Origin of the sequence: Coprococcus sp. OM04-5BH (assembly GCF_003482105.1) — a bacterium.
Classification (GTDB): Bacteria; Bacillota; Clostridia; order Lachnospirales; family Lachnospiraceae; genus Coprococcus.
Genome location: NZ_QULM01000005.1, coordinates 125794 through 152323, shown reverse-complemented (window position 1 = coordinate 152323; position 26530 = coordinate 125794). Strand labels below are relative to the sequence as shown.

Annotated in this window: 22 protein-coding genes and 4 pseudogenes; all 26 read left to right on the top strand. The window is 38.9% G+C overall.

Going from position 1 to position 26530, the window contains the following annotated elements; genetic code table 11:
- Positions 1-57: 57 nt before the first annotated feature.
- The 26 genes and pseudogenes from DXB54_RS10040 (at position 58) to DXB54_RS09915 (ending at position 26483) form a co-directional block, all read left to right on the top strand.
- Entirely contained in the window at positions 58-1533 is a 1476-nt protein-coding gene (locus DXB54_RS10040) for a sugar transferase (protein ID WP_118695109.1), read from the top strand.
- A 53-nt stretch (positions 1534-1586) separates the two neighbouring features.
- Positions 1587-2711, top strand: coding sequence for a glycosyltransferase family 4 protein (locus tag DXB54_RS10035; protein ID WP_118695108.1), 1125 nt, complete (start codon positions 1587-1589; stop codon positions 2709-2711).
- A 2-nt stretch (positions 2712-2713) separates the two neighbouring features.
- Positions 2714-3706, top strand: coding sequence for an acyltransferase family protein (locus tag DXB54_RS10030; RefSeq protein ID WP_158578233.1), 993 nt, complete (start codon positions 2714-2716; stop codon positions 3704-3706).
- 17 nt (positions 3707-3723) lie between these two features.
- Positions 3724-4800, top strand: a pseudogene (locus DXB54_RS12345) (glycosyltransferase); the annotation flags it as partial.
- A gap of 174 nt (positions 4801-4974) precedes the next feature.
- Positions 4975-6162, top strand: a complete 1188-nt coding sequence (locus DXB54_RS12340; protein ID WP_243104796.1) for a radical SAM protein — start codon at positions 4975-4977, stop codon at positions 6160-6162.
- The gene (locus tag DXB54_RS10020) at positions 6162-7190 is read left to right on the top strand and encodes an acyltransferase family protein (protein ID WP_118695105.1); all 1029 of its coding nucleotides are present in this window, start codon (positions 6162-6164) and stop codon (positions 7188-7190) included. The genes DXB54_RS12340 and DXB54_RS10020 overlap by 1 nt, the downstream gene beginning before the upstream one ends.
- The gene (locus DXB54_RS10015; RefSeq protein ID WP_118695104.1) at positions 7183-8064 is read left to right on the top strand and encodes a glycosyltransferase family A protein; all 882 of its coding nucleotides are present in this window, start codon (positions 7183-7185) and stop codon (positions 8062-8064) included. The genes DXB54_RS10020 and DXB54_RS10015 overlap by 8 nt, the downstream gene beginning before the upstream one ends.
- A 102-nt stretch (positions 8065-8166) precedes the next feature.
- Positions 8167-9390 (top strand): hypothetical protein, encoded by a 1224-nt coding sequence (locus tag DXB54_RS10010; RefSeq protein WP_118695103.1) that lies wholly within the window; start codon positions 8167-8169, stop codon positions 9388-9390.
- Positions 9391-9395: 5 nt separating this feature from the next.
- Positions 9396-10295, top strand: a complete 900-nt coding sequence (locus DXB54_RS10005) for a capsular polysaccharide synthesis protein (RefSeq protein WP_118695102.1) — start codon at positions 9396-9398, stop codon at positions 10293-10295.
- 8 nt (positions 10296-10303) lie between these two features.
- Positions 10304-11344 (top strand): polysaccharide pyruvyl transferase family protein, encoded by a 1041-nt coding sequence (locus DXB54_RS10000; RefSeq protein WP_118695101.1) that lies wholly within the window; start codon positions 10304-10306, stop codon positions 11342-11344.
- Between the two features lie 13 nt (positions 11345-11357).
- A complete protein-coding gene (locus tag DXB54_RS09995; RefSeq protein ID WP_118695100.1) occupies positions 11358-12770 on the top strand; it encodes a lipopolysaccharide biosynthesis protein in 1413 nt (470 codons plus the stop codon).
- Between the two features lie 267 nt (positions 12771-13037).
- A pseudogene (locus DXB54_RS12415) lies at positions 13038-13220 on the top strand (hypothetical protein); the annotation flags it as partial.
- Positions 13221-14096: 876 nt separating this feature from the next.
- Complete coding sequence (locus DXB54_RS09985) at positions 14097-14753, top strand: DUF4160 domain-containing protein (RefSeq protein WP_158578232.1); 657 nt, start codon at positions 14097-14099, stop codon at positions 14751-14753.
- 179 nt (positions 14754-14932) lie between these two features.
- The gene (locus DXB54_RS09980) at positions 14933-15814 is read left to right on the top strand and encodes a hypothetical protein (protein WP_118695097.1); all 882 of its coding nucleotides are present in this window, start codon (positions 14933-14935) and stop codon (positions 15812-15814) included.
- 9 nt (positions 15815-15823) lie between these two features.
- A pseudogene (locus DXB54_RS09970) lies at positions 15824-16789 on the top strand (bacteriophage abortive infection AbiH family protein).
- Between the two features lie 234 nt (positions 16790-17023).
- Positions 17024-17407, top strand: a complete 384-nt coding sequence (gene gloA2 / locus DXB54_RS09965; protein ID WP_118695094.1) for an SMU1112c/YaeR family gloxylase I-like metalloprotein — start codon at positions 17024-17026, stop codon at positions 17405-17407.
- A gap of 109 nt (positions 17408-17516) precedes the next feature.
- Positions 17517-17720, top strand: a pseudogene (locus tag DXB54_RS12410) (DUF4160 domain-containing protein); the annotation flags it as partial.
- A gap of 176 nt (positions 17721-17896) precedes the next feature.
- Complete coding sequence (locus tag DXB54_RS12100) at positions 17897-18223, top strand: hypothetical protein (protein ID WP_243104792.1); 327 nt, start codon at positions 17897-17899, stop codon at positions 18221-18223.
- Positions 18201-19598, top strand: a complete 1398-nt coding sequence (locus tag DXB54_RS09950) for an ATP-binding protein (protein WP_118695092.1) — start codon at positions 18201-18203, stop codon at positions 19596-19598. The genes DXB54_RS12100 and DXB54_RS09950 overlap by 23 nt, the downstream gene beginning before the upstream one ends.
- Before the next feature lie 314 nt (positions 19599-19912).
- Complete coding sequence (locus tag DXB54_RS09945) at positions 19913-20371, top strand: VanZ family protein (protein ID WP_118695091.1); 459 nt, start codon at positions 19913-19915, stop codon at positions 20369-20371.
- On the top strand, positions 20358-20807 hold the full coding sequence (locus tag DXB54_RS09940) for a hypothetical protein (protein WP_118695090.1): 450 nt from the start codon (positions 20358-20360) through the stop codon (positions 20805-20807). Before DXB54_RS09945 ends, DXB54_RS09940 begins: the two co-directional genes overlap by 14 nt.
- Before the next feature lie 95 nt (positions 20808-20902).
- On the top strand, positions 20903-21898 hold the full coding sequence (gene rfbB / locus DXB54_RS09935; protein ID WP_118695089.1) for a dTDP-glucose 4,6-dehydratase: 996 nt from the start codon (positions 20903-20905) through the stop codon (positions 21896-21898).
- Positions 21899-21989: 91 nt separating this feature from the next.
- On the top strand, positions 21990-22109 hold the full coding sequence (locus tag DXB54_RS09930) for a helix-turn-helix domain-containing protein (protein ID WP_243104791.1): 120 nt from the start codon (positions 21990-21992) through the stop codon (positions 22107-22109).
- A 173-nt stretch (positions 22110-22282) separates the two neighbouring features.
- Positions 22283-24097: a leucine-rich repeat domain-containing protein gene (locus DXB54_RS09925; RefSeq protein WP_021938737.1), complete on the top strand. Its 1815-nt coding sequence runs from the start codon at positions 22283-22285 to the stop codon at positions 24095-24097.
- Positions 24098-24360: 263 nt separating this feature from the next.
- Complete coding sequence (gene metF / locus DXB54_RS09920) at positions 24361-25230, top strand: methylenetetrahydrofolate reductase [NAD(P)H] (RefSeq protein ID WP_021938738.1); 870 nt, start codon at positions 24361-24363, stop codon at positions 25228-25230.
- A 122-nt stretch (positions 25231-25352) separates the two neighbouring features.
- Positions 25353-26483: an endonuclease/exonuclease/phosphatase family protein gene (locus DXB54_RS09915; RefSeq protein ID WP_021938739.1), complete on the top strand. Its 1131-nt coding sequence runs from the start codon at positions 25353-25355 to the stop codon at positions 26481-26483.
- Positions 26484-26530: the final 47 nt, after the last annotated feature.

The following is a 26530-nucleotide window of genomic DNA, read 5'->3' as shown; positions in this document are numbered from 1 at the left end:
TTTCGCAGAGAATTGAACGGATGAGTGTGAGCCGGCAGCAAGGGAGACAGAGACAGTATGTATCAAAGGAAGCCACAGGGAATATTCAAACATTGGGATTTTGCTGTATTGGATATGGTTGCGCTTATATGCTCATATAGCATTGCCTATATAGTGCGTCATGGTGCAGATAAGCTGTTCAAAAATTCAGTAAGTATTAACGCGGCACTTCTGCTGCTTGTGGTGTTATTCATAGGATTCTTTACTATAAATCCATATAAAGATATATTGCGCAGGGGACATCTTAGGGAGCTGTTGTCAGCATTTAAGCTGGCAAGCTTCGTATTGGTGTTCTCTGTTTTTGTGCTATTTGCCCTTAAGAAAGGGGCGGCGTACTCGAGACTTACCACAGTTATGACCGCAGGAGTATTCTGTGTCATTTCATTTATCGTGCGGGAGCTGTGGAAGAGATGGCTCAAGAACAGGAATAACATAAGGCAGACGTTGGTTATATTTACCTCGGCAGATACATATAAGAGCATACTTGAGGACATAAGGGACTACAGATATGTGGGCAGTCACATACAGGGACTGGTATTCGTTGATGATACGGATATAGAAAAGGTAAAGGCGGAGATAGAAGCGGCAGATGATTTTGACTCGGATCTGAATGTGTTATCCTACGGCGATGAGGCTTACAACAGAATCCTTCGGGGCTGGGTGGATGAGATATACTTTGACATGGCAGACAGCAATTACATTGCAAATGAAACTCTGGAGCAGCTTGCTGACATGGGAATCACCTTCCATCTTAGAGTGAGACTGCCACAGGCAATGAAGGAGCAGAAGTATTTCCTGGAGAAATTCGCCGGACACAACACAGTCACCAGTTCCAATAATTACCTGACCTTCAAACAGGCATTTATCAAGAGAGCCACAGATATAGCAGGGGGACTTGTGGGTTCTGTATTCACACTCTTGCTAACTGTGATAATTGGTCCTATAATATTCATAAAATCGCCGGGACCTATATTCTTCTCACAGACTCGTGTGGGCAAGAACGGAAAGAAGTTCAAGATATATAAATTCAGGAGCATGTACATGGACGCCGAGGAGCGTAAAGCCGGGCTTATGGCAGAGAACCGTATACAGGACGGCATGATGTTCAAGCTGGACTTCGACCCGAGGATAATCGGTGCGAAAAAGCTGCCTGACGGCACCATCAAGAAGGGAATCGGAAATCGTATCCGTGACTGGTCGCTGGACGAGTTCCCACAGTTCTTCAACGTCCTTAAGGGAGACATGAGTCTGGTAGGCACCAGACCTCCAACAATAGACGAGTGGGAGAAATATACCCCTCATCACAGATCAAGACTGACCATCAAGCCCGGAATCACAGGACTGTGGCAGGTCAGCGGCAGAAGCAAGATAACAGACTTCGACGAGGTCGTTAAGCTGGACAGACAGTACATAGCCGAGTGGAGCCTTGGAAATGATGTGAGGATACTGCTTAAGACGATCAAGGTTGTGCTTAAGAATGATGGGGCGATGTAAGAGGAAAGAGGAAAGCTTATTTGACATTGACCTTATAATAAGGAAAATAGTTTATGAAGATTGCGATGTATGGTCATAAGAGAATACCGTCAAGAGAAGGTGGAGTGGAAATAGTTGTTGAAGAACTTGCCACCCGAATGGCTAGTGCAGGGAATAAAGTGACCTGCTATAACCGGAAAGGACACCATGTAAGCGGTTCTGAATATGATACAGATACAGGAAAAGAATACAAGGGAATACGGATAAAAACTGTTCCTACTATAGAAAAAAAGGGGCTGGCGGCTGTGTCATCCTCTTTCTTTGCTGCTTTGTGCAGTGCATTTGGAAGGTATGACGTGGTTCATATACATGCAGAAGGACCGGCGGCATTTTGTTTTATACCTAAGCTGTTTGGGAAAAAGGTTGTGGTTACTGTTCATGGCCTCGATTGGCAGCGGGCGAAATGGAAGTCAGGTTTCGGTGCGAAGTACATACACTTTGGTGAGAAGATGGCTGTGAAGCATGCAAATGAGATAATAGTGTTAAGCCAAGAGGTACAAAAGTATTTCAAGGAAACATATGGCAGAAAGACCAGATACATTCCAAATGGTGTAAACAAGCCGGAGCTTAAAGCTGCAGATATAATTAAGAAGAAATACAATTTAGATAAAAATTCATACATATTGTATCTTGGAAGAATAGTGCCTGAAAAGGGAGAACACTATTTAATAGAAGCTTTTAAGAATACAGACACAGATAAGAAGCTGGTTATCGCCGGTGGATCATCAGACACAGATGAGTATATGGATAAGCTGAAAACCATGGCGGCAGGAGATGAAAGGATAATATTTACAGGATTTGTCCAGGGACAGTTGTTGCAGGAATTATATAGCAATGCATATATATATGTCCTCCCCAGTGATCTTGAGGGCATGCCACTTAGTCTTCTTGAGGCAATGAGCTATGGAAATTGCTGCCTTACCTCAGACATAAAAGAATGTGCAGAGGTTGTGGAAGATAAGGCAGTTTTGTTCAGGAAATCTGATGTGAAGGATCTGCAGGATAAGCTGCAGAGATTGTGTAATGATGAGATGTTGGTGAGCAGATATAAAGAACAGGCAGCAGATTATATTTGCAGGAAATATAACTGGGACGAGATTGCTGAAAAGACTGTTAAGTTATATCGCAGGGAAAGATGATTATGGAAAGAAAACATTATGGTGCAATAGATGGACTGAGAATGATTGCAGCCTTTGGGATAGTTATGATGCATGTTCGTGCGAATAGTACTAATGTAAATGCTGTTAGTGGGTTTGTGTATGATACTATGATCCCATCGTTTACAAATTTTGTATTTTTATTTATGGTTATATCGGCATTTGGAATGTGTTGTGGGTACTATGAAAAGATACTTAATAATACAATTTCTATGACAGAGTTTTACAAAAAAAGATTTTTAAAAGTGTTGCCATTCTTCGCAGTGTTAGTATTATTAGATGTTGTTTTGGATCATTCGTTAGCAAGTTTATACGAAGGCTTTGCTGACATGACACTTATGTTTGGACTGTTACCTGATTGTGGTAATATAACTGTAATAGGGGTAGGATGGTTTCTGGGATTGACTTTTGTGTTCTACCTTATATTTCCTTTTTTCTGCGTGATGATTGAAACCAAACGCAGAGCGTGGATTGCATTTTTTGTAAGCATATTATACAACTACATCGGTTCTGTATATTTTAATATTTCCAGAACAAATATTTTATACAGTGGATGTTTCTTTATTGCAGGAGGTTTGATATATCTTTATAGAGAGCAGATTGCTAAGATAAGTGTCTATTATATGGCAATTGTATCAGTTGCGATGATTGTAATGTATTATGTGATGGATGAAAATGTATATGTGTGTATGCTTATGTCTGGGGCACTCCTCATGTATGCACTTTTGAGGAATGGCGGTTTGCTCGATAATAGAATTACAGGATTTTTTAGTGGGATAAGTATGGAAATTTATTTATCTCATATGGTTATATTCAGAGTGCTAGAAAAAATTGGCGTGACTGCTGCATTGGGAAATGGATGGTTACAGTATATAGTTACTGTGATTTTAGTATTGGTGGGGGCGTCGGTCTTTGCTGTTGTTATGAAGAATATAATAAAGCGTTTGTCTAACAAGCTGATTACAGAGGCAAAATAGATGGAGTGATAAATAATATGAGAGTATTAATGATCAATAAGTTTTTATATCCAAATGGAGGTAGCGAGACTTACATATTCAAATTAGGAAAATATCTTGAAAACCAGGGGCATGAGGTTCAGTATTTTGGCATGGAGCATGAAGGAAGGTGTGTTGGAAATTCAGTAAACGCATACACATCTGACATGGATTTCCATGGTGGCTCGAAACTTGCAAAGCTTACATATCCTATAAAGACAATTTACAGTAAAGAGGCAAGAGTACAGCTTCGCAAAGTTCTTGATGATTTTAAACCGGATGTGTGTCACCTGAACAATTTTAATTATCAGTTGACTCCATCTATGATCTTGGAGATTGTAAAATGGCGTAAGGACACAGGAAGGGATTGCAGGATTGTATTTACAGCTCACGATTACCAGTTGGTATGCCCAAACCACATGTGCAACAACCCCAATACCCATGAGAATTGCGAGAAATGTCTTGGTGGCAAGTTTATTAATTGTACTAAGGGAAAATGTATCCATGGTTCAACAGCAAAATCTGCTGTAGGTACGATGGAAGCAGAATTCTGGAAATTAAAGGGTACTTACAAATACATAGATACCATGATATGTTGCTCAAAATTTATGAAGAGCAAACTGGACAGCAATCCATTATTTGCAAAAAAGACAGTTGCAATGCATAATTTCATAGATAAGGTTGAGTGGAAAGAAACTCAGAAGAAGGATTATGTACTTTACTTTGGTAGGTTTTCTGAGGAGAAAGGAATAGGAACTCTTATTAAGGTGTGCAGGGAACTTCCTGATGTGAAATTTATATTTGCAGGTACAGGTCCACTTGAGGATAGTATAAAAAACATACCTAATATAGAGAATGTAGGATTTAAGACCGGAGAGGAACTTGAGAAGTTGATCCGTGAGGCGAGATTTTCAGTATATCCTTCCGAATGGTATGAGAATTGCCCATTTTCAGTAATGGAATCACAGATGTACGGAACGCCTGTATTGGGTGCCAATATCGGCGGAATTCCTGAGCTTATCCAGGTCGGCAGAACAGGTGAGCTGTTTGAAAGTGGAAATGCTGTCGACCTTAAGAACAAAATTCAGGCAATGTGGAATGATAAACAATTACTCGATGGGTACAGTGAGAATTGTAAGGACATAAAATTCAGCACTATCGATGAGTATTGTAAAAAACTCATTCGCATTTACAATGGAAGAAAGAAAAAACATGACAAAGGGATATCACCTAAGAAAGGTAATGGAAAGATGGCAAAAACTGGTGAAAAGAAATTAAATGGTACTGTGATAGTTACATATCGCTGTAATGCACGTTGTTCCATGTGTAACAGGTATAAAGCACCTTCAAAACCGGAGGAAGAGATTTCTATTGAGACTATAAGAAAGCTCCCAAATATGTACTTCACAAATATAACCGGTGGAGAACCATTTATCAGGACAGATCTTAAGGATATTGTGCGTGAGCTTTATAAGAAGTCAGACAGAATAGTTATATCTACAAATGGTTTCTTCACAGACAGAATAGTTGACCTGTGCAAGGAGTTCCCACAGATAGGAATCCGTATTTCTATAGAAGGACTTGAGCAGACGAATAACGAGATAAGAGGTCTTCAGGACGGATACCAGAGAGGATACAAGACACTCAAAACTCTTAGAAAGATGGGCATGAAAGACGTAGGCTTTGGCATGACGGTTCAGGACAAAAATGCACCTGACTTGGTTCCTTTATACAAAATATCTGATAAAATGGGAATGGAATTTGCTACGGCTTCCCTTCATAACAGCTTTTACTTCGTAGAGGCAAAGAATATAATAAAAGACAGACCTATGGTTGCAAAGAATTTTGAAGCTCTGGTAAATGAACTTCTCAGAAGCAACAGCCCAAAGAAATGGTTCAGAGCTTATTTCAACCATGGCTTGATAAATTACATATATGGACAAAAACGATTACTTCCATGTGACATGAGCTTCGACACATTCTTCATAGATCCATATGGAGATGTAATGCCATGTAATGGTACAAAGGACAAGGAGGTAATGGGTAACCTCAATGAACAGAGCTGGGACGAACTGTGGAACAGCAGGGAAGCAGAGGCTGTTCGTAAGAAGGTTCGTTGCTGTGACCGAGATTGCTGGATGATCGGTTCAGTAAGTCCGGCTATGCATAAGTATATCTGGAAGCCTGGCTTCTGGGTACTTAAGCACAAGTTCAAAGCATTGTTTAGCAAACATCCATACAGCATGTATGAATTGAAGATCTGCCGTGATTATCGTGACGGCAAGGTTACAAAAGAACAGCTTGATAAGTGCAGTACCTGCGATATATGTGCAACAATAAATGATGGTCTCAGTGCTGCCAGCAAAGCTCAGTTGGTTGGCAAGACCGGTGAGGAAATTGTTGACGCGGATATTGCGAAGCAGATGGAGAAGAAGTGATGAATGAACAGGCAGCGGTAAGGACAAGAGAAAAATGGGTTGATGATGTAAAAGTTATTGCCTGTGTATTGGTTGTTTTAGGCCATTTCTTTCAAAGCATGACAAAGTCAAATATTTTGCCAGAAAATGTTTTGTATAAATGGTTTAACACGACGATTTACTATTTTCATGTGCCGCTGTTCTTTGTTTGTAGCGGATACCTGTATCAAAAATACAGCAATGTAAATAGTATGGGTAGTTGGTGTAGAAATGTGGCGAAAAAAGCATTGGCACTCGGTGTACCTTATGTGACGTTTACGGCTGCTACATGGGCACTAAAAAAGTTGTTTTCGAGTAGGGTTAATGACCCAATTGGTGGTCTCGGTGATACACTGTTCCTTCATCCGACAGCACCGTATTGGTATTTGTATGCGTTGTTCTTTATTTTTCTTGTCACCCCCACGTTTAGCAATGTGAAAGCGACTGTAGTAGGATTGATAGTTGCACTGGTTGTGAAAGGGCTGGTTTTGACTGGGAGAGAATGCAGTGTTTACGCAGTATCAACAGTATTCTTGAACGAAATCTGGTTTGTTCTGGGTATGAGTATTTGCACGTTTAAGTTAGAACTGAGAGGGAAAAAAGCACAAGGAACGATAGGCGGCTTATTATTCATAATCCTAAGTGTCATAGTATACATAATGGAAATCCGCAACGAAGCGGTTTCTTTTGCATTGGGTTTGTTAGCTTGTGCGGCAGTGATACTTCTGACGGTGGATTTAGAGGGAAAATTCGGCAGAGTTATGGATTTTCTTGCAAAATATACAATGCCGATTTTTTTGATGCATACGTTGTTTGCAGCACCGCTGAGGGCTGTTCTGTTGAAAATTGGTATTACGAATGCTGTGGCACATGTGGTGCTGGGACTTGGAATTAGTTTTGTGGGTCCGGTTATAGCTGCATGGATTATGAAAAAAATGAAGTGGTTGGAATTCTCCATGTATCCGAATAAATTTATTAGAAAGGATAGGGGAGAAAATAGAAATGAATAATATAACGGTTCTTACACCTGCCTATAATAGAGGAAAATTTCTAGAAAAATTATATAAATCTTTGCGTACTCAGAGTTGTAAAGACTTTGAATGGCTTATTATAGATGATGGTAGTACGGATGATACGTGTGAACGTGTGGAACAAATGAAACAGACAGCAGATTTCTCGATTTCTTATTATAAAAAAGAGAATGGCGGAAAACATACAGCACTGAATTATGCATATCAGTTTATAAAGACACCATTAACATTTATTGTTGATAGTGATGATTCTCTTACAGAAGATGCAATTGTCTGTGTTAATGATATTTATAAAAAGTATAAAGATGAAAATGATCTTTGTGGTTTTAGTTTTTTGCGAGGAAAGCCGGATGGCGGATATCTAAGTACATCAGGCGTGCCGCAGGAGGGAATAAAGGAATCTTATGTCGAATGCCGAATTAATAGAGGCATCGGTGGAGATATGGCGGAAGTGTGGTATACTCATTGTCTAAAAGAATATCCGTTTCCTGAGTTTCGGGGCGAAAAGTTTCTTGGTGAAGACATTGTTTGGGTTAGAATGTCCGAAAAGTATAAAATGCGTTTTTTTAATCGAGTGATTTATATTTCGGACTATCTTGAAGATGGCCTGACCAATAACCGTAGAAAACACAATATAAAGTCACCAAATGGATGTGTTGCAAGGGCTGAAGTATTTTTAGATTCAGATGCCTGTATCAGGATAAAAGTCAAATCAATGCTTCAATACCAAATTTATGGGAAATTTGCAAAGAAATCATGCAAAGAACTTTATAGGGATGTTTCAAATAGAGCATTGTATATTGCGTGTATAATTCCAGCAACATTTATTTATTTTAAGTGGAGACTAAAATGATGAAAAAGATTTTTGGGATTTTAGCACATACATATATTGAATAGCTTCATAGGCTGATATGTGAAAAAATGATTTGATGTTAATAAAGGGAAGGAGACTAATTTGAAAATTTACAAAAAGACACTATTTGTAATAATTATAGTGATGGTGCTGTTTGTTGAACTTATCTTTTACGGGATGGTTCCCTTCCTGAAGTATGCAGATGAGGTGACAGCTATAATTTCAATCATGAGTTTAGCTGTTTGGATTTTGAGCTATAAGGGTAAAGTTGAAAAAGAATATAAGAAAATATTACTGGTGATTTGTATAGTGGCTGCCTTTGGATTTGCCGGAAATATAATAAACAGTGTGGCTCGTAGCTATTTTGCTGCTGCGGTAGATTGTTTGGGCATGGTAAAAGTGTTTGTCTGTGTCATATTTGTATATACATACCTAAGTGAGAATGAAGCGAAACAGGTTGTGGCTTTGCTTTATAAACCGGCAAAGCTTTTTCTTTGGGTGGCAGTTATTTTTGGTGTTGCTTCGATATTTACTGATATTGGTATGGGTGGAGAAGTAAGGTATGGCTTACGGGCATATTCTTTCATCTTTGGTCATGCGCATATTCTTGCAATCACGAGTATTTCTGCATTGGCGATTATTGCTTCTAATGAAATTACTCAAAAGAAGTTGTACTTCTATACAATTTTGACGTGTGTTTGTCAGTTGCTGACTACAAAAGGACCGTCGATTGTATGGAGTATTATGATTTTCTTTATGTTTAAATATTACGTGCATAACAGGAAAATTAAACTATGGCTTATTATTCTTATAGCTGCAGTAGGAATCTTGGCAGGAGGTTACCAAATCACAAATTACTTTATGAATGCTTCTGCTCCTCGGGCATTACTTTTAAAGTATGGGATTGAAACTGCGAGACGATATTTTCCACTTGGGGCGGGATTTGCAACGTATGGTTCGGATATGGCGAAAGTGTATTATTCGAAACTATATTATCAGTATGGATTTAATAATATATGGGGAATGGGAGAATATGATGGAATGTTTTTGAATGACAACTACTGGCCAATGGCCATGGGACAGTTCGGATTTATTGGCACTATATTTTTGCTGTTTGCCTGCTATTTGCTTTTTCATAATGCACAAGGAAAATGTAGCAATAGAAGAGTGAGAGCTATTATGATTACTAATGTCATGTATGTAATGGCACATTCTCTAGGGTCGGCGTTATTAACAAGTATGGAAGGGACATTTCTTTTTGTGATTTTTGGCGTTATTTTAGCACTGTACAAGAACGATTCTTTTTGTTCTTCTAGAAAGGTTTGATTTATATGAAGGCAGAAATTGAAAAAGCAATAAAGAGTAAGACGCTTTTCCCTAAAATCATATGCTTTCTGTTGGGAAAGATAAACTTATCAAATCGAATGTTGCAAGCCTTGCAAGTAAGGTATAAGAATTATTCGTATTTGAAGAAAAAATATGGTAAATACATCGAAAAGATCGATTATCCAGAGGATTGTAAAAAGAAAAATAGCAGAGATATATGGATTTGTTGGCTACAAGGCGAAGAAAATGCACCAGAGCTTGTTAAAGCTTGTATTGGTTCGGTCAGAAAATATATGAGTGACTATAATATCCGTATTATTACTTTTGAGAATATGGAGAACTATATTCGGTTTCCTCAGTATATTCTAGAAAAATGGCATAACAGGATAATTTCTAATACACTAATGTCAGATTTGATTAGAACAGAATTACTGGTTCAATACGGTGGTCTATGGCTGGATGCTACAGTTTTATTAACTGCGCCAGTTCCGGAATATGTTTTTGAAAAAAAGCTTTTTATGTATACTCATTCGTATCCAGATGATGTGACCATGGTATTTAATAACTGGCTAATTTACTCAGATGGAAATAGTAGATTGCTACGGGTTACAAGAGATCTTCTTTACGAGTATTGGAAGCAGGAAAATGTTGTAAGAGAGTATTTCATGTGGCACTTGTTTATGACTATGGCAACAGAGAAATATCCAGGGGATGCTGTACAAATTAATTATGTCACAGATGAACTGCCGGAAACACTTGCTAGAATTATTTTTAGACCATATGAAAAAAAGTTTTGGAAATCACTTACTTCAATGACATCGGTACATAAATTGTCTAACAAATTTTGTGTTCCAGATGACATAAGGCAATCCTATTTTGAAAAAGTTATTAGTAAGGAGCTATAAGAATAGGTATGAAAAAAAGAATAGGCGTGTTGACCTTTCAACAATCATCAAATTATGGAGCTATAATGCAAGCCTATGCATTGAATAAGGCATTGAATAATCTTGGCTCAGACTGTGAAACAATTAATTATAACTGTTCCGCAATAGCAAGAGCAAACTATGTAAAATGCTCGACGGTTAAGGCGTTGTTAAAAAATGTTTATAAGGCATGGAAAAAATATTGGTGTACACAATTTGTAAAAAATAATATAAGACTAAGCCCTGCCTATAATAAAAAATCTATTAAGAATAGTTTTTATGATGCGTATGTTGTAGGAAGCGATCAAATTTGGAATCCACATTGTACAGGTGATGATAGGACATATTTTCTTGATTTTATTCAGGATAAACAAAAAAAATATAGTTATGCTGCGAGTATTGGTCTGAAAGGTGAGGAAGCACTTGCGATTATTAAGGATCATAAGAAACTACTTGATGATTTCGCCGATGTATCGCTACGCGAACATATAGATGATGATAGGGTCTTGGAGTTACTTTCAACAAATGTGCGATATGATATTGATCCAGTGTTTTTACTTTCAAGAAACGAATGGAAAAAAATCTGTGGAAAGCGGTGCATTAAAGATAAATATATATTTGTATACTTAATTGGAAACCCGGTTGGCTTGGAAGAATTTGCACAGAAACTGAGTAAGGAAACAGGATATAAAATTATCAGCAGTAAAAAAAGTGGCGATTTTATGCGCCATTGTAAACCAGAAGATTTTTTATCATGGATAAATAATGCTGAATATATTGTTACCAATTCTTTTCATGGAACGGCACTTTCTATCATTTATCATAAAGAATTTTATGTTGAATGTACTGGTGTAAGTGGGTTTAACTATAGAGTTGGGGGACTTTTGAAATTATTGGGATTAACGGACAGGGTAATAGAATATGGCTGCTCTATTGATGATAAAAAGATTGAATATGAGGCTGTTGATAAGATGGTAGAAGATAACAGACGAGATTCGATGAAATATCTGAAAAATATTATAAATAGTTAAAGAGAATGGTAAAATGAACGAAAAAAAAAGATTGTTAAAAAATACTGGTCTAATAGCTATAGGAAATATGGGGGCAAAGGTTATTGCATTTATTCTTCTTCCCATGTATACGTCAATTCTTTCAACTGAGGAATATGGAACATATGATTACATAGTTGCAGTGTGTGCCTTTCTCCTACCAGTTGTAACATTATGTATGCATGAAGCTATGTTTCGGTTTATTATAGAAAAAGGGGATGACGAGAGTGGATTTACGTCAATAATTTCACATGCTTTCCTAGTTGTTTTATCAGGCGTTATTCTATTATGCGGTATAGTTGCCTTAGTCAATATATGGCATCCTATTTCTTACGGAAACTATCTTTTGTTATACTTAATTGCTGGGATTTTATATACTTTTTCTGTCAATCTCCTGCGTGGAAAAGGAGAAATGCAGGCATATGCGATTATTTCTAGTTGCAAAAATATATTACAAATCATCCTTAATATTGTTGCAGTTGCTATCCTTCGATTAGGATTTGTGGGTTTGATTGCTTCAATGTGTGTATCAGAGATGCTTGCGTTTTTAGTGACTGCATTAAAAAGCAAACTGTGGAAGTATATTAAACTTAAAACATTCTCTGTTGAAACATTCAGGAGTATGATCACATATTCACTTCCATTGGTGCCAGATGCAGTTTGCGCCCAAATAATCAATATTTCAGATCGTCTTATAATCAGTGGGTTCCTTGGTGCCGGGCCGAATGGAGTTTATTCTATATCATATAAATTCCCTAATATTATCGAGACGGTTTTTCATTTCTTTTATACGGCATGGAGCGAAAGTGCATCAAGAGTTATTGGATACGGACAGGAGAAGGCACATAATTATTATCAGTCACTTTATCAATTAATAGATGATGTGATGTTTTCCGTAATATTGGTGCTTACAGCAAGTATGCCAATTTTGTTTAGAATATTTATTAGAGGCGATTATACAAGTGGTTTTGCATATGTTCCCATATTAATGCTTGCCATGTATTTTGATTGTCTTGGAAAATTTTATTCTGGGGTTTTTACGGCTGTAAAACAAACGGGAATAATGGCTACAACAACAGTTGTAGCTGCAGTTGTGAATGCTGGCATTAATTTATTTTTGATTTCTAGGTGTGGGCTTTATGCGGCAGCATTATCAACACTAATTGCTGATTTCATTATGGTTGAATTGAGAAGAAGGTATATTCAAAAATTCGTAAAAATCAAACTTAATTTCAAAAAAATAGTTCTTGAATGTGTCTTTGGCGGAGTTATTTGGATATTAAACGATTATGACAATTGGTTGATGATTACAGCAGGAGTAATGATTGCAGTATTGTATGCAGTTGTCATAAATAGAAAACTGGTACAGAAAACGTGGAACGCTGTAATAAGAAAAGTGGCTAATTAATGGATAAAGTGATTACAAGGACTGTCCGTTAAGTAAATGACAACCGTGTTTTAGCTTTTACACTAATCAGTGTTTTAATCTTTGAAAAGGGTGGAATTGTGTATGGTTGTGCGATGGATGACAATTTTAATGTAAAGAATATTCGGGCAGTTGATAAAAAAAACGAAATAATATGAGAGGGTCAAAGTATATAACAAGTGATTTGAAAGGTACATTTTCACAAATAGATAACGACTTGAGTGCTGGAAATATAGTGCTTTTACAGGGACTCCTTGCCAATGCTACGTAATTACGAAGTATCTAAATGGATTAAAGACAAATACGGATAATTTATGGAGAATGGAAGTGATTTGTCATGGCGTAGGGAGTAAAACATTTTTCAACAATTATATTAAATGCCTTGAAAATAAATATGAAAGCAAGGCGGTAAAAGTCAACTTTAGAGCGTAGCATCATAAAGGACAAAAACATGATATGGAAGTCTTGTTTAATAATGGAAGAGAATATCATGCATCGTCAACAAAATACGATTAGTTTTATTTAGCCTATTTGCAGAATTTAATTCTTTAACCAAGCTGTTACGAATGTCAATTTGCAAAAAATGAAAGGTATTCGGAATTATCAGTATCAGATTGCTGGGTTTTCCGGGATGACGAAGCTTACTCTTTTATTGTTAGTAATACTAAAAGAGTGAACAGCTTAACTTGATTTGTGTAGAAGGGGTATAGGAAAGCACAAAATCTGAAGTTGCACAGCCTAATATGGATCATCCGAGCGATAGACCAAAATGTCGAGAAGAATTTTGAGATACATATTTAAAATATGAGTATTTAAAGGTACAGAGTTGGATTGGAAATAATACCCCTAAGGGAAGGCTAAAAAATTTGTTGGTAAGAGTTGCATATGATATGCATATTGCTGGATTGTTAAAGTATATTCCTAGATATATTTATAAGAAACGGAATAAGACGGTTTAGTAAGATGACGTTGAAATGAGGAGGTAGAACAGAAATAGAATTTTAGAGGTAATGGAGCATGAAGATAATACCAACTTTATACAATAAAAAGAAGAATGCTGTGGGTATTCAGCCTGTTATGCAATCTGTCTGAAAGAAGCTATTTCTATGGTAGCGGATGAAGAAGGCTTTGATATCCGTAGATAGATGAAAACAAATGTGTTCGCTGCTACCAGTGTATTAGGGGATAGATGCTTTGTATGCAAGTTAATGTAGTAGATATTATGTAGAATGTGTCAAATGACATATAAAAACGGGGAAGCACGCCAGCATTTTGTTGGGCGTGCCATTATGTATCAGGGGGATGAAGATGGATTACAAAATATATTTAACAGTACGAGTTTATGTGGATGAACATATGGATATAGAGGTTTTGAAACCACATAACAGTCAATATGGGATTAATGGTAAGGAAATAATCGAGCCATTGAGAAAAGTTAATGGCATGGAGTATTGTATCAGAGACGTGTCTGAGGAATTTACGGTAGAAGACTTATGGCACTGGATAGATCACAAAGTATATGGGGATTCAATGGTATTTTCACTCGGGAAATATCTGGTGTTCGATAATGTGAGATATATTGTAGAGGATATAAAGTTGCCATTGAAATATTATTTGGATAGAATGAGCTTCAATCCTGAGAATGTCGTAGACGTCCAAATTCTATTAAGTGAAAATGCCGGTGACGTTTTCCGTGATGATGGAATACGATATTATATGCATTCAAGAGAGCGTGGCAAACATAATGAACCACATGTTCATGTAGATGTAAGACATGAATATTTTGGCTCATTTTCTATTTTGGACGGCAGGAAATTGACGGATGATTATATAAAGGCTAAAGACATAAAGAAAATTCAGAAGAAGATAGCTGATAATAGAGGGCCACTTATCGAGTTCTGGAATTTGCACACGGATGGGCTGACTGTTGATCTGAATCAGAAGTGGGAATTGATACATTATTAGCGATACTTATATAGGGGAGTGTAAAAGAATTGTTGGAAAGGTGTCTTTATAAACACTTGCAGGTAAAAAAACAGATAAAACACAGGCGTCGAAATATGTCGAACGGCTTATTGACCTTATAATTTAGAAAGGAGTTATAATTATAATAGTTGGTGATATATTTTGAGGGAGGAGTATACATGAAACATATACTGCGGGACAATGCTCTCGAAGCATGGGCGATGGCTATAAAGTATCGCAATTATATATTGGCGGGGAAAGCCACTTTACAGTATAGAAAGCAATTTGTTTCATCATTACATAATGCTGTTGAATTATTTGTAAAGCAGTTGATGTTAGATAATAATGATCATAGAGTGTGCCGGGTAAAAAATATAAAGGATCCAGAGGGACATCCATTAGTAGATTTTTTTGATGCAGACGACTTAAATTATTTCTTTGAACATATACCTGATGATGAAATGAGGCAGTTTTACTCTGTAGAGTATAATCAAATACGTGAATTGACTAAGGAGCTCTTTAAAGAATACTATGGAGAACATCAAAAGGATAAAAATATTGTTGATCAAGCTCTTTTATTGTTGGGAAGATTACGAAATGATGAAGCTCATTTTTATATTGGAAAAATAGGATTTCTTGTGGATATAGAGTTTGAAAAGCTCCATAATTTTATGATTGTTTTTGGTAGAATACTCCACTATTATTCTTTACTTCCGTATTGGGGAGAAGAGTTTGGAGAATTTGTGAGATATAAATTAAAAAACAAAGAACTGAAGTCTTTTTCTTATAAGAAAGCGGTTGTGCAATCGGAATTTTATCAGAAGCTCAAGGGGCTTATAAATGGACATGCAGTTCCTGAACATGGAGATACAACATACGATTATGCTGAGTGTATATATTGGCAATTTGATGATAAAGAAATTGATTTTGGCGATTTATGGACGTGTATTGAAATGGCGGTTCAATATGATTTGTTAGAGTACGATGAGATTGTTGAAGAATATGATGAACCAGAAATGGGGGCAGGAGCAAATAGATATAGAACAATTTATTTGAAATAGAGGAGTGGTATCATAAAAACATTATATATAGTTGGTAATGGCTTTGAGATGCAACATGGATTGAAGACGTCGTATCGAGATTTTCGAGAATATTTAGAGGAAAAATATCTGGATATTTTGATTGAGTTTGAACATCTTTACAACATTGCACAAGTTGATTTGGAAGATCCAAGAATATCTTAAGTATCTAAAAAGAAATGGTCGGATTTTATTGATGAAACTTTGTGGCGGGAATTTGAGTATAAAATGGGTATGCCGGATATTGTTGAGATGATGAATTTTTCTGATTGCTTACTTGAAGATATGGATTTGGATGGAGGACTCATAAATATTGAGGATACAATGGATGAATATTGGAAAGAACAATATGGATATATGAGTATGTTTCAGCAATATGTACAAGAATGGATTGAAAAAATAGATACAAGTAAAGTTAAACCAAGATGTAAAAAGATAGTTAATAGTTCGGATTATTTTTTGAATTTTAACTATACCGATACTTTGGAGAATGTTTACAAGATAGAAGATGTTTTGCATATACATGGTGGGGTGAAATCAGTTACGGATATTGCTCCAATCATGGGACACTGTAATAAAAAAGATATAGATAAGCATATAGAACTGGCAAAACTGGCAGATGAAGAGATGGATGAGGGGAATGCCAGTATACACAGAGCTATTGCATGGTATTTGTCATCTGTTTACAAGGATACAACAGAAATGATATTGTATAACACTCATTTTTGGAGAGCGTTGAATAGAGTTGACCATGTTGTGGTAATAGGATGGAGTGCAGGAGATGTTGATCTACCATATCTTAGAAAAATTCGAGAAAATGTGGATAAAAAAACAGTGTGGGATGTGTATTATTATAATGATAAGGCATTCAATATGTTGAAGCATGCAATGAGTGTTGAAAAAATAGAAAAGTTTTTTAAGGTGAATTATATACCATCTAGTGAATTTTGGGATTAAAAGATGCATGCACAATTAAACTGATATGAAAATTTGAAAGTGGCTCATTTCATCTGGGCAGGTGGCTCGCTCAATACTGGACAGGCGGCTCTGCCGCACAAGAATATTCATATAGTTTATCAGATCTGTTAAAATAAAGATTTTCCCATTGGCGAATTGTGTAGAATTCTACATGGTACAAGTGCAGATGAGATCCTCGAAAAACTAAAATAAAAGAAATGGAGTGCGAGAAAAATGAATTTATCAAAAATACATCATATTGCAATCATCGTATCTGACTACGAAGCAGCAAAGGATTTCTATGTGAACAAGCTGGGATTCTCTGTCATCAGAGAAAACTACCGCCCGGAGCGTAAGGACTGGAAGCTGGATCTTCGTGTCAATGAATACACGGAACTGGAGATTTTCGCTGAGGAAAACCCGCCGAGGCGTGTGAATCGCCCGGAGGCCTGCGGTCTGCGTCACCTTGCTTTCTGCGTAGAGAGTGTGGAGCAGACGGTGAAAGAACTGGCAGCGATCGGAATTGAAAGTGAGCCGATCCGGGTTGACGATTATACCGGTAAGAAGATGACTTTCTTCCATGATCCGGACGGTCTGCCACTGGAACTGCACGAATAATCAGGGGAGAGAAAAGAAATAAAGCACGTAAGCTCGGTGGTGTCAGGAAGAAGCTGAAGCCGGAGTTTGATGTCTTGAGGTACTAAGAAGAGCAGATGGAAAACATAATGAACCACATGTTCATGTAGATGTAAGACATGAATATTTTGGTTCATTTTCTATTATGGACGGCAGAAAATTGACGGATGATTATATAAAGGCTAAAGACATGAAGAAGATTCACAAGAAGATAGCTGATGATAGAGAGCAACTGATTGATAAATTGAATATAACAATACTAGAAAAAGCTAGCCAGACAAATCTGGAAAAGTGATTGATGTTGATTCTCTGGTTTCCATGAATATGTGGGGGCTGACTCCTGATTTTCTGGGTGTGTTGTAAGAAGGCTTCAAGGCGTTCTTTGAGAAAGAAGTACCCGGCAATCCTATGAAGGCAGAGTATCTGATCCCTATCTTCATTGGTGAACTGCCGTAGCAGGGAAAGATGTCAGTGAAGGTTCTGAAAACCAACGATACATGGTATGGTATGACCTGCCATGAAGATATCGCGGCAGTAAAGGACAGCTTCAAGAAGATGCTCAAGGATGCCATTGAAGCCACTAAGGAAAAGCTGGCAGCTCTGAAGACTGCCGCACAGCAGACCAATCAGCAGCTTGTCAATGGTGAGATTACCCCGCATCATACAATAGCTCGACTTGTTTTACTTGACTTTGCAAATTATCTAATTTATTATACTTGTAAGAAAGTAACTTACGAGTTACTAACTTACGAGTATAATTATTGGAGGCGGGCGGATGAGTCAGTTTTATTGCCGTGAGGATGAGCTGCGGAAACTGAATAAACGATACGCAGATGATAAGTTTGAGTGCATTGTCATCTATGGCAGACGGCGTGTTGGTAAAACGGCACTGATCAACGAGTTCTGCAAAGATAAGCCTACCATTTTCTTTTCTGCATTGAACACGACAGGAAAGGAAAATCTGGCAGCTCTCTCAAAGTCGATCATGAGTTATGAGCGGCCGGATATGGAGTCTGCACCGGAGTTCAGGTCCTATGATGCAGCTTTGGATGAGCTGACAGTGCTTTCAAAGGAAAAAAGGATTGTCTTTGTCATTGATGAGTATCCTTATCTTGCAAAAGCAAAACCAGCTATTTCAGCGATGCTGCAGCACATCATCGACCACAAATGGACAGAGTCCAGGATGTACCTGATTCTTTGCGGTTCATCTATGAGCTTTATGGAGAGTCAGGTGCTTGGAAAAGAAAGTCCGCTGTATGGCAGACGAACAGGCCAGTTCAAAATCGAACCACTGGACTATAAGGAAACGGTTGTATTCCATCCGAATCTGTCTGCAGAGGATAACTCTCTGATTTATGGAATTACGGGTGGAGTTCCTCATTATATCAACAAGTTGGATGTGAGAGACAGTGTGGATGAAGCCTTGTTGGATAATTTCTTTGACCGTTCCAGCTATCTGTATGAGGAGCCGGGGAATCTGCTGAAACAGGAACTTCGGGAGCCGGCCATTTATAATGCAATCATCAAAGCGATTGCAGAAGGTGCTTCCCGAATGAACGATATCAAGATGAAAGTCGGTGAGGAGAATTCAGTCGTATCGAAGTATCTGAACACACTGATTAACCTTGGCATTGTCAAAAAGGAAACACCGATTACAGAGAAATCGGGTAAGAAAACGATCTATTTACTGGCTGATAATTTCTTCCGGTTCTGGTATCGGTTTGTTCCGGTCAATATGAGTGCCATTGATTCTGGAAGAATCGCAAGGTCCTATCCGCATGCTGTAAAACAGTATCTTCCGGATTACATGGGCCTGATTTTTGAGAAGATGTGTCAGGATTATCTGCTCTATTATTCGGATAATCTCCCCATTGAACTGAGCGAAATCGGTCAGTGGTGGGGTACAGATCCCAAAAAGAAAAAGCAGATACAGATTGATATTGTTGGAACACCTGTTGAGGGTAAGGACTATATCATCGGCTCGTGCAAGTACAGAAATGAAAAAATTGGTGTGGATGAACTCGATTTGATTCGGGATTATGCATCGGTATTTGGAAAAGGCAACAACTATCATTATTATATCTTCTCGAAAGGCGGATTCACGGATGGACTTCTTCAAGCACAGGAGCGAGGTGAAGTTTGGCTGATAACGCTGGAGGATCTCTACAGGTAAACAATGCGGGCAACCCTGCCGGTGAAGACTGGCAGGGTATTTTTAGGTTTGTGGGGAAGTGTATAGCTGAACAGCAAGGGTGTCTATCGTATGGTAGAATCTGAAGGAAGCTGTAAGCAAACTCTTGGTCCGACGGACAGAAATCACATATGAGGCTAGGTTACGCCTGGTAAGTCTGCTCAACAAGTGAATGAAATCGTTTTTGTACCTGTGAACGATAAAAATAAGTGCTTAAGCTTACTTATGACTATTGGAAAAATCTGGCGTATTAAGCTATAATATTAGTCATAACTAGACAAAGGTGGCGTTTTAAAATGAAAAAATCCCTGCTTATACCGTCAGCTGCAATATTGATCATCCTGGCTTCCCTATTTTATCTGACCTTTCAGAAACCGGAGGATACGGTTGAGCTTTCAAACAGAGTGGCACATTTGCCGGTTGTATCAGCATTCCTGGAGCGGATGGGAGCTTATGTGAGCTGGTCGGTGCGTCAGTGGGCACATGTATTTGAATTTTTTATTGTAGGCATAGGCTTTTCTGTGTTATATATTTTTATAACGAAGCATACCTGGAGCATGATGGCAGCAGCGTTGTTTACATGTATGGCGGTGTCATTTGTGGATCAGTCCATAAGGATATTTATTGTGGGACGTCATTTTGACGCGTTTGATCTGGTGCTTGACGCCATAGGGTATGTTGTGGCTGCCCTGATATTTGGGGCATGCAGGAAGCTGGTAAGCTGGAGGAACAGAGAAAAACATGGGGACAAATGAAACTCAGAGACAGATAAATGACGCCATAAGAGCTGGAGAACAGGCACTTGCCAGCCTTCAAGCTGCAAATGAAGAACTGGAGCAGGCAGCAGGATATGGCAGGTGGGATATATTTGGAGGCGGCATGCTGCCGTCTTTGTTGAAGCGTTCGCGGATGAATGACGCCAGGGGATATATGGAAGACGCGGAAAAGGCATTGAGACACTTTCAGTGGGGGCTTAGGAACACAGATGTGCCTACAGAAGTTAAGCTGGAAGTAAGTGAGTTTGTGTCGTTTGCAGATGTATTCTGGGACGGACTTCTGGTGGACTATTATGCCCAAAACAGGATAAATGAGGCCAGAAACCAGATTACAGAGACGGAAAAAAGGGTGAAACATATATTGCGGGGCTTGACCAGGAAGCACACTTGGGGCTATGTAAATGATGGTATGTGATGTGTCAAGTTTTATGTGAAAAACTTCACATGCAGCGTCAGCCATTTGTCATAAGCAAATTGTAAATGAACTGACGTTCAAAGCGGAGGTGTTGTATGGCAGACAGAGACGATTACAAGATTGAGACCATTCTGATAACCGGTGGAGCCGGCTTTATCGGAAGCAATTTTATATCTTACATAATGGGGGTACATCCGGACTACCGGGTAGTCTGCGTGGACAAGCTTACCTATGCGGGAAGCATGGATAATCTGAACGCGGTTGCGGATAAGGAAAATTTTCAGTTTTACAAGGCTGATATTTGCGATAGGGAGAATATTTTCAAAATATTTGAGTCGGAGAAGCCGGATATTGTTGTGAATTTCGCTGCGGAGTCCCACGTGGATCGATCCATTGAAAATCCCGAAGTTTTCCTGGACACGAATATCAAGGGAACAGCGGTGCTGATGGACGCATGTATAAAGTACGGAATTAAGAGGTTTCATCAGATAAGTACCGATGAGGTGTACGGAGATCTGCCTGTGGACAGGCCGGAGCTGCTATTTACAGAGGAGACGCCTCTTAGACCCAGCTCGCCATACAGCAGCTCCAAGGCGGCTGCAGACCTGTTGGTCATGGCATATCACAGAACCTATGGTTTACCGGTGACTATCAGCAGATGTTCGAATAATTACGGACCACGCCAGTTCCCGGAGAAGCTGATTCCCCTTATGGTGTTTAATACCATTTCGGACAAGACGTTACCTGTATACGGACAGGGAATAAATGTTCGCGATTGGATCCATGTAGATGACCATTGCCGGGCGGTGGATATGATAATCCATCATGGCAGGGACGGAGAGATCTATAATGTTGGTGGCAGCAATGAGGTGGCAAATATTGATATTGTGAAGCTTATTTGCAGGACACTTGGAAAGCCGGAGAGCCTGATAACATTTGTGCCCGACAGAAAGGGGCATGATCTGAGGTACGCAATAGACAGCTCTAAGCTGCGTAACGAGTTGGGATGGCATCCGGAAGTGGATTTTGAAGCTGGGATCAGGGAAACTATAGAGTGGTATAAGGAAAGATATCAAAATATTCCGGGCTAGCCGCATATCGGTAGCACCCTCTATGAGTATGTTACCCTCAGTTCCTATTTTTTCAAGGGCTTATCATACGATTTTATAAATAATATAAAGTATGAAAATTAATGCTGATATTGCCGAGATCACCGGCATGGCAACCTCTAATATAGCCAGGTTTGAAACAGGAACCAGGGTGCCTACAATCATAGTATTGCAGAAGTATGCGGGGCATTAGGAAAGCATATTGAGATCAATCTGTGTGACGGGATCAAAGAGTAGGAGACAGGTTGAAAATTATGATGGTATAAGATATAATCGCATCATATATGTACAAAGTGTCTATGGTTTAACAGGCAAACTTTAAATGGGCTGATGTTCAATGGATGTTCAATGGGAGGAGAAAATTATATGAGAAGAAAAGGGGTTGCAGTTGCCCTGGCGGTAACTATGGGATTAAGCGGACTTATGACAGCTATACCGGCAAATGCTGAGGCGGCTACAGAGGATCAGCAGACTGCTTACGAGACAACAGAAATGACAGATGGTGAAGACGGCAAAGAGACGGTCCTGGTTCAGGCAGATGGTGAAGACATAGATGAGACAGTCTCAGGCCAGTCAGAGGATACATCCATTATGGATGAAACAGGTACTTTAGTTGCGATAAATGAGAAGAATTTCCCGGACGCTATTTTAAGGGCGTATCTTTCTGAAAACTATGACAGAAAAAATACAGGGTCAATAAACGCGGACAAAGTGACAAAAATATCCATAAATAATAAAAAACTGACTACTCTAAAAGGAATAGAACTGTTTAAGAATCTTGAGTCACTTACATGTAGCGGGACCTTGCTTGAGTCACTTGACATTAGCAATAATACGAAACTTATAGAGTTAAACTGTGGCAAGTGTAATATTTCAAGCCTTGATATAAGTAATAACAAAGAGCTTATTGTGCTTAGGTGTTACAATAATAATCTGACAAGCCTTGATCTGAGCAATAATACAAAATTAGAAACTGTTGATGTAAGCTATAACAAGCTGGATAAACTGAATGTCAGCAAAAATCCGGCACTGCAGATTCTTAGGTGTAATGCTAATAAACTTACAGATATTGATGTTTCGGTTAACACTGCATTGACCACATTTGAGTGTAGCGAGAATAATATTAATGATCTTGATATAATCGGAAATGGGGAACTGGTATATTTGTATGCTTATGATTGTGGACTGAAGGAGATTGATGTAAGTAAGAATCTGAAACTCAGACGAATTGAAGTTAATAAGAACCAGCTTACGTCCATTGATGTGAGCGGTAACTCTGAACTGACATACCTTATAGTGAGCAACAACAATTTGGGCTCTATTGATGTGAGCAATAATCTTAAGTTAGAGGAGCTGGCTTGTACTGCCTGCGGCCTGGAGACATTAGATGTGTCAGGAAACACAGAGTTGAAGAGGCTTTATTGTTCGGACAATAGCTTAAGGAAACTTGATTTGGAAAATAATAAAAAACTTAATGCTCTTATCTGTGCTGGAAATTATCTGGTGGATACAAAATTTGAATATCTGGACGCTGATAATATGAAGACATTTATTGTGACTCCGCAGAATCCGATAGAGGGTATTGACAAGGAAAGCGATAATAAGTGGTATTACACAAAGTACGGCAAAAGGGACATGACAGCAACAACACTTGTCAAATTCGATGGCACCTGGTGGTATATTGTGAAGGGCATGGTTGATTTCAATGCATCAGATATCCTGGTAAAATACAACAATAGTTACTATTACATAAATGAGGGACATGTGGATTATGATGCCAGAACCCTTTGCAGATATAACGGCGTATACTATTTCGTGCAGAATGGTAAGGTAGATAAAACATCAGAGACCCTGTGCAAATACAATGGCTCATGGTACTACATAAAGGACGGCAAGATAAACAAGACCAGAACCCTCTGCAAGTACAACAATGCCTGGTATTTCGTACAAAACGGCAAATGGGATAAGACAGCAGAGACTCTGTGCAAATACGGAAGCACATGGTACTATATCAAGGGCGGCAAGATTGACAAGTCTCAGACCCTCGTCAAATATGGAGGCAGCTGGTATTATGTGAATAACGGAAAGGCTGATTTCAAGTACACAGGTAATGTTAAGTATAAAGGCTCACTGTGGTATGTTAAGAATGGACGTATGCAGTATAAGGTAGGTAAGGCATAAGATTACAGGATCGTGTGGTGCATTACATATGTGCCACACGATTTTTAAAAACCACATGGTTAGTCGTTCCTAACAAAGCCTCAAAACAAACAACTTATAATCCATCAAAACAAACAAAATATAAACACTCAGCCGTATCAGATAATTGTAAATAATCCCCACAGGGTATATAATAAAAGGTACGGTTACACTATTTACGAACACATATCTTATAAAATCTTATAGTGATAATACAAAATCAAAGGAAAACAGGAAGGCATTACATGAAGATAATAGACATAATAAATCAGGACAGACCCACTCTTTCATTCGAGGTGTTCCCACCTAAGAAGGATACAGACTTTGCAGATGTAGAAGCGGCAGCCTGCAGTATTGCAGCTTACAAGCCGGATTATATGAGTGTGACCTATGGCGCAGGAGGTAGCACAAAGGGACATACCATAAGACTTGCAAAGGAAATACAGGAAAAGTACAATGTGCCAACCATTGCTCATCTTACCTGCGTATGTGCAGACAAAGAGACCATAAGAAAGGCACTGACAGAGATGAAGGACGCAGGAATTGAGAACATACTTGCACTTCGCGGCGACGTTCCAAAGAATTATGAGGGAGAGGTGTTTACAGATTTTGTGCATGCCTCGGAACTGGTTAGGTTAATAAAGGAGACAGGTGATTTCTGCGTAGGCGGAGCCTGCTATCCGGAGGTTCATCCGGATTCGGCAAACAAGAAGGCTGACATAGAGGGACTTAAGAAAAAGGTTGAGGCAGGCTGTGAATATCTCACAACCCAGATGTTTTTTGATAATACTATTTTCTTTAACTTCATGTACAGACTCAGGACAGCAGGAGTTATGGTTCCTGTAATTCCGGGTATCATGCCTATTACAAAGCGTGTCCAGGTTAAGAATGCGGTTAAGCTTTCAGGCTGCAACGTGCCTGAGAGATTTAAGAGCATTGTGGACGCCTTTGGTGACACCGAAGCGGCAATGCGTCAGGCAGGAATAGCATACGCCACAGACCAGATTATAGATCTTATGGCAAACGGAGTGAAGCACGTCCATGTATATTCAATGAATAAGCCTGATGTTGCTTATGGAATCCAGAAAAATCTGTCCGAGATATTGAAAGCTTGAAACACTAAAATGATAGGAACCGGTTCTTACGTAGAAAATAAAATCAGGCCGGCAGAAAAACCTCTCTCTGGTTTGGCGAGATACAGCAAAAAAAATTAAAACAAAGATAGGAGATATATCTTGTGAAAAAAGCTATGAAAATAATCTTGATAGTGCTTGCTGTGATAGTGGCACTTGTACTGATATTTGTAGGAGTACTCACCGTAACCGAGTATCGTCCGGAGGATGTTGAGACTCTTGAAGTGAGAGGCGGATCAGGGCAGACAAGCGGTAATCCAAATACATCTGCAGATAATGAGGCTTCATCGGAAGATAACAACGGGACAAATGAAATACATCAGGGAGACTCACTTACAGTCCTGACATGGAATACCGGCTACGGAGCCTTAGGTGACAATGCGGATTTCTTCATGGATGGCGGCGAGATGGTGAAGACCGCTGACAAGGATCGTGTACTTGCCAATGTTACAGGGATAACGGACACCATAAAGGACATAGATCCTGACATTATCATGCTCCAGGAGGTTGATGAGAATTCAACAAGAAGTTATGGGATAAATGAGAGAGAAAGCTACGAGGAAGCATTTGCAGGGTATTACACATCATTTGCGTATAATTATAAGACTCTTATGGTGCCGTATCCTCTGCCACCTATAGGGAAGGTGGCGTCGGGAATAATGACCCTTTCAGCATATTCGGTGGACAGTGCAGTGAGGATAAAGCTGCCGTGTCCGTTTTCATACCCGGTGAGATTGTGCAATCTTAAACGGTGTCTTCTGGTTTCCAGGATACCTGTGGCAGGAAGTGACAAGGAGCTTGTGATAGTGAATGTTCATCTTGAGGCATATGACTCGGGCGAGGGCAAGGAGGCCCAGACAAAGATGCTCGCAGAGCTTCTTAAGAAGGAGCAGGAGGCCGGGAATTACGTTATTGCCGGTGGGGATTTCAATCAGGCGTTTTCCAATGTAGATATATCTGACTATCCATTACAGCGGGATGACCTGTGGGCACCGGGACTTATTGATACAGAGGCATTTGGGGAGCATCTCTCCTGTCTGACAGACCCGGCAAATCCTACCTGCAGATCTCTTGATCAGCCTTTAGACACATATGAGGGTTCGGATTTCCAGTACTATGTAATTGATGGCTTTATTGTATCGGATAATGTGACTGTAGAGTCCCTGGAGACGTTGAATGAGGGCTTTAAGAACACAGACCACAATCCACTTAAGCTTGTGGTGAAGCTGGATTAGAGTAAGCAGGGCTCTGCCATATGTGGCATGCACCAACAATTACTTGA

Coding starts and splice junctions, on each gene's coding strand:
- DXB54_RS10040 (WP_118695109.1), top strand. CDS start 58: ATGTATCAAAGGAAGCCACAGGGAATATTCAAACATTGGGATTTTGCT.
- DXB54_RS10035 (WP_118695108.1), top strand. CDS start 1,587: ATGAAGATTGCGATGTATGGTCATAAGAGAATACCGTCAAGAGAAGGT.
- DXB54_RS10030 (WP_158578233.1), top strand. CDS start 2,714: ATGGAAAGAAAACATTATGGTGCAATAGATGGACTGAGAATGATTGCA.
- DXB54_RS12340 (WP_243104796.1), top strand. CDS start 4,975: ATGGCAAAAACTGGTGAAAAGAAATTAAATGGTACTGTGATAGTTACA.
- DXB54_RS10020 (WP_118695105.1), top strand. CDS start 6,162: ATGAATGAACAGGCAGCGGTAAGGACAAGAGAAAAATGGGTTGATGAT.
- DXB54_RS10015 (WP_118695104.1), top strand. CDS start 7,183: ATGAATAATATAACGGTTCTTACACCTGCCTATAATAGAGGAAAATTT.
- DXB54_RS10005 (WP_118695102.1), top strand. CDS start 9,396: ATGAAGGCAGAAATTGAAAAAGCAATAAAGAGTAAGACGCTTTTCCCT.
- DXB54_RS10000 (WP_118695101.1), top strand. CDS start 10,304: ATGAAAAAAAGAATAGGCGTGTTGACCTTTCAACAATCATCAAATTAT.
- DXB54_RS09995 (WP_118695100.1), top strand. CDS start 11,358: ATGAACGAAAAAAAAAGATTGTTAAAAAATACTGGTCTAATAGCTATA.
- DXB54_RS09985 (WP_158578232.1), top strand. CDS start 14,097: ATGGATTACAAAATATATTTAACAGTACGAGTTTATGTGGATGAACAT.
- DXB54_RS09980 (WP_118695097.1), top strand. CDS start 14,933: ATGAAACATATACTGCGGGACAATGCTCTCGAAGCATGGGCGATGGCT.
- gloA2 (WP_118695094.1), top strand. CDS start 17,024: ATGAATTTATCAAAAATACATCATATTGCAATCATCGTATCTGACTAC.
- DXB54_RS09950 (WP_118695092.1), top strand. CDS start 18,201: ATGAGTCAGTTTTATTGCCGTGAGGATGAGCTGCGGAAACTGAATAAA.
- DXB54_RS09945 (WP_118695091.1), top strand. CDS start 19,913: ATGAAAAAATCCCTGCTTATACCGTCAGCTGCAATATTGATCATCCTG.
- DXB54_RS09940 (WP_118695090.1), top strand. CDS start 20,358: ATGGGGACAAATGAAACTCAGAGACAGATAAATGACGCCATAAGAGCT.
- rfbB (WP_118695089.1), top strand. CDS start 20,903: ATGGCAGACAGAGACGATTACAAGATTGAGACCATTCTGATAACCGGT.
- DXB54_RS09930 (WP_243104791.1), top strand. CDS start 21,990: ATGAAAATTAATGCTGATATTGCCGAGATCACCGGCATGGCAACCTCT.
- DXB54_RS09925 (WP_021938737.1), top strand. CDS start 22,283: ATGAGAAGAAAAGGGGTTGCAGTTGCCCTGGCGGTAACTATGGGATTA.
- metF (WP_021938738.1), top strand. CDS start 24,361: ATGAAGATAATAGACATAATAAATCAGGACAGACCCACTCTTTCATTC.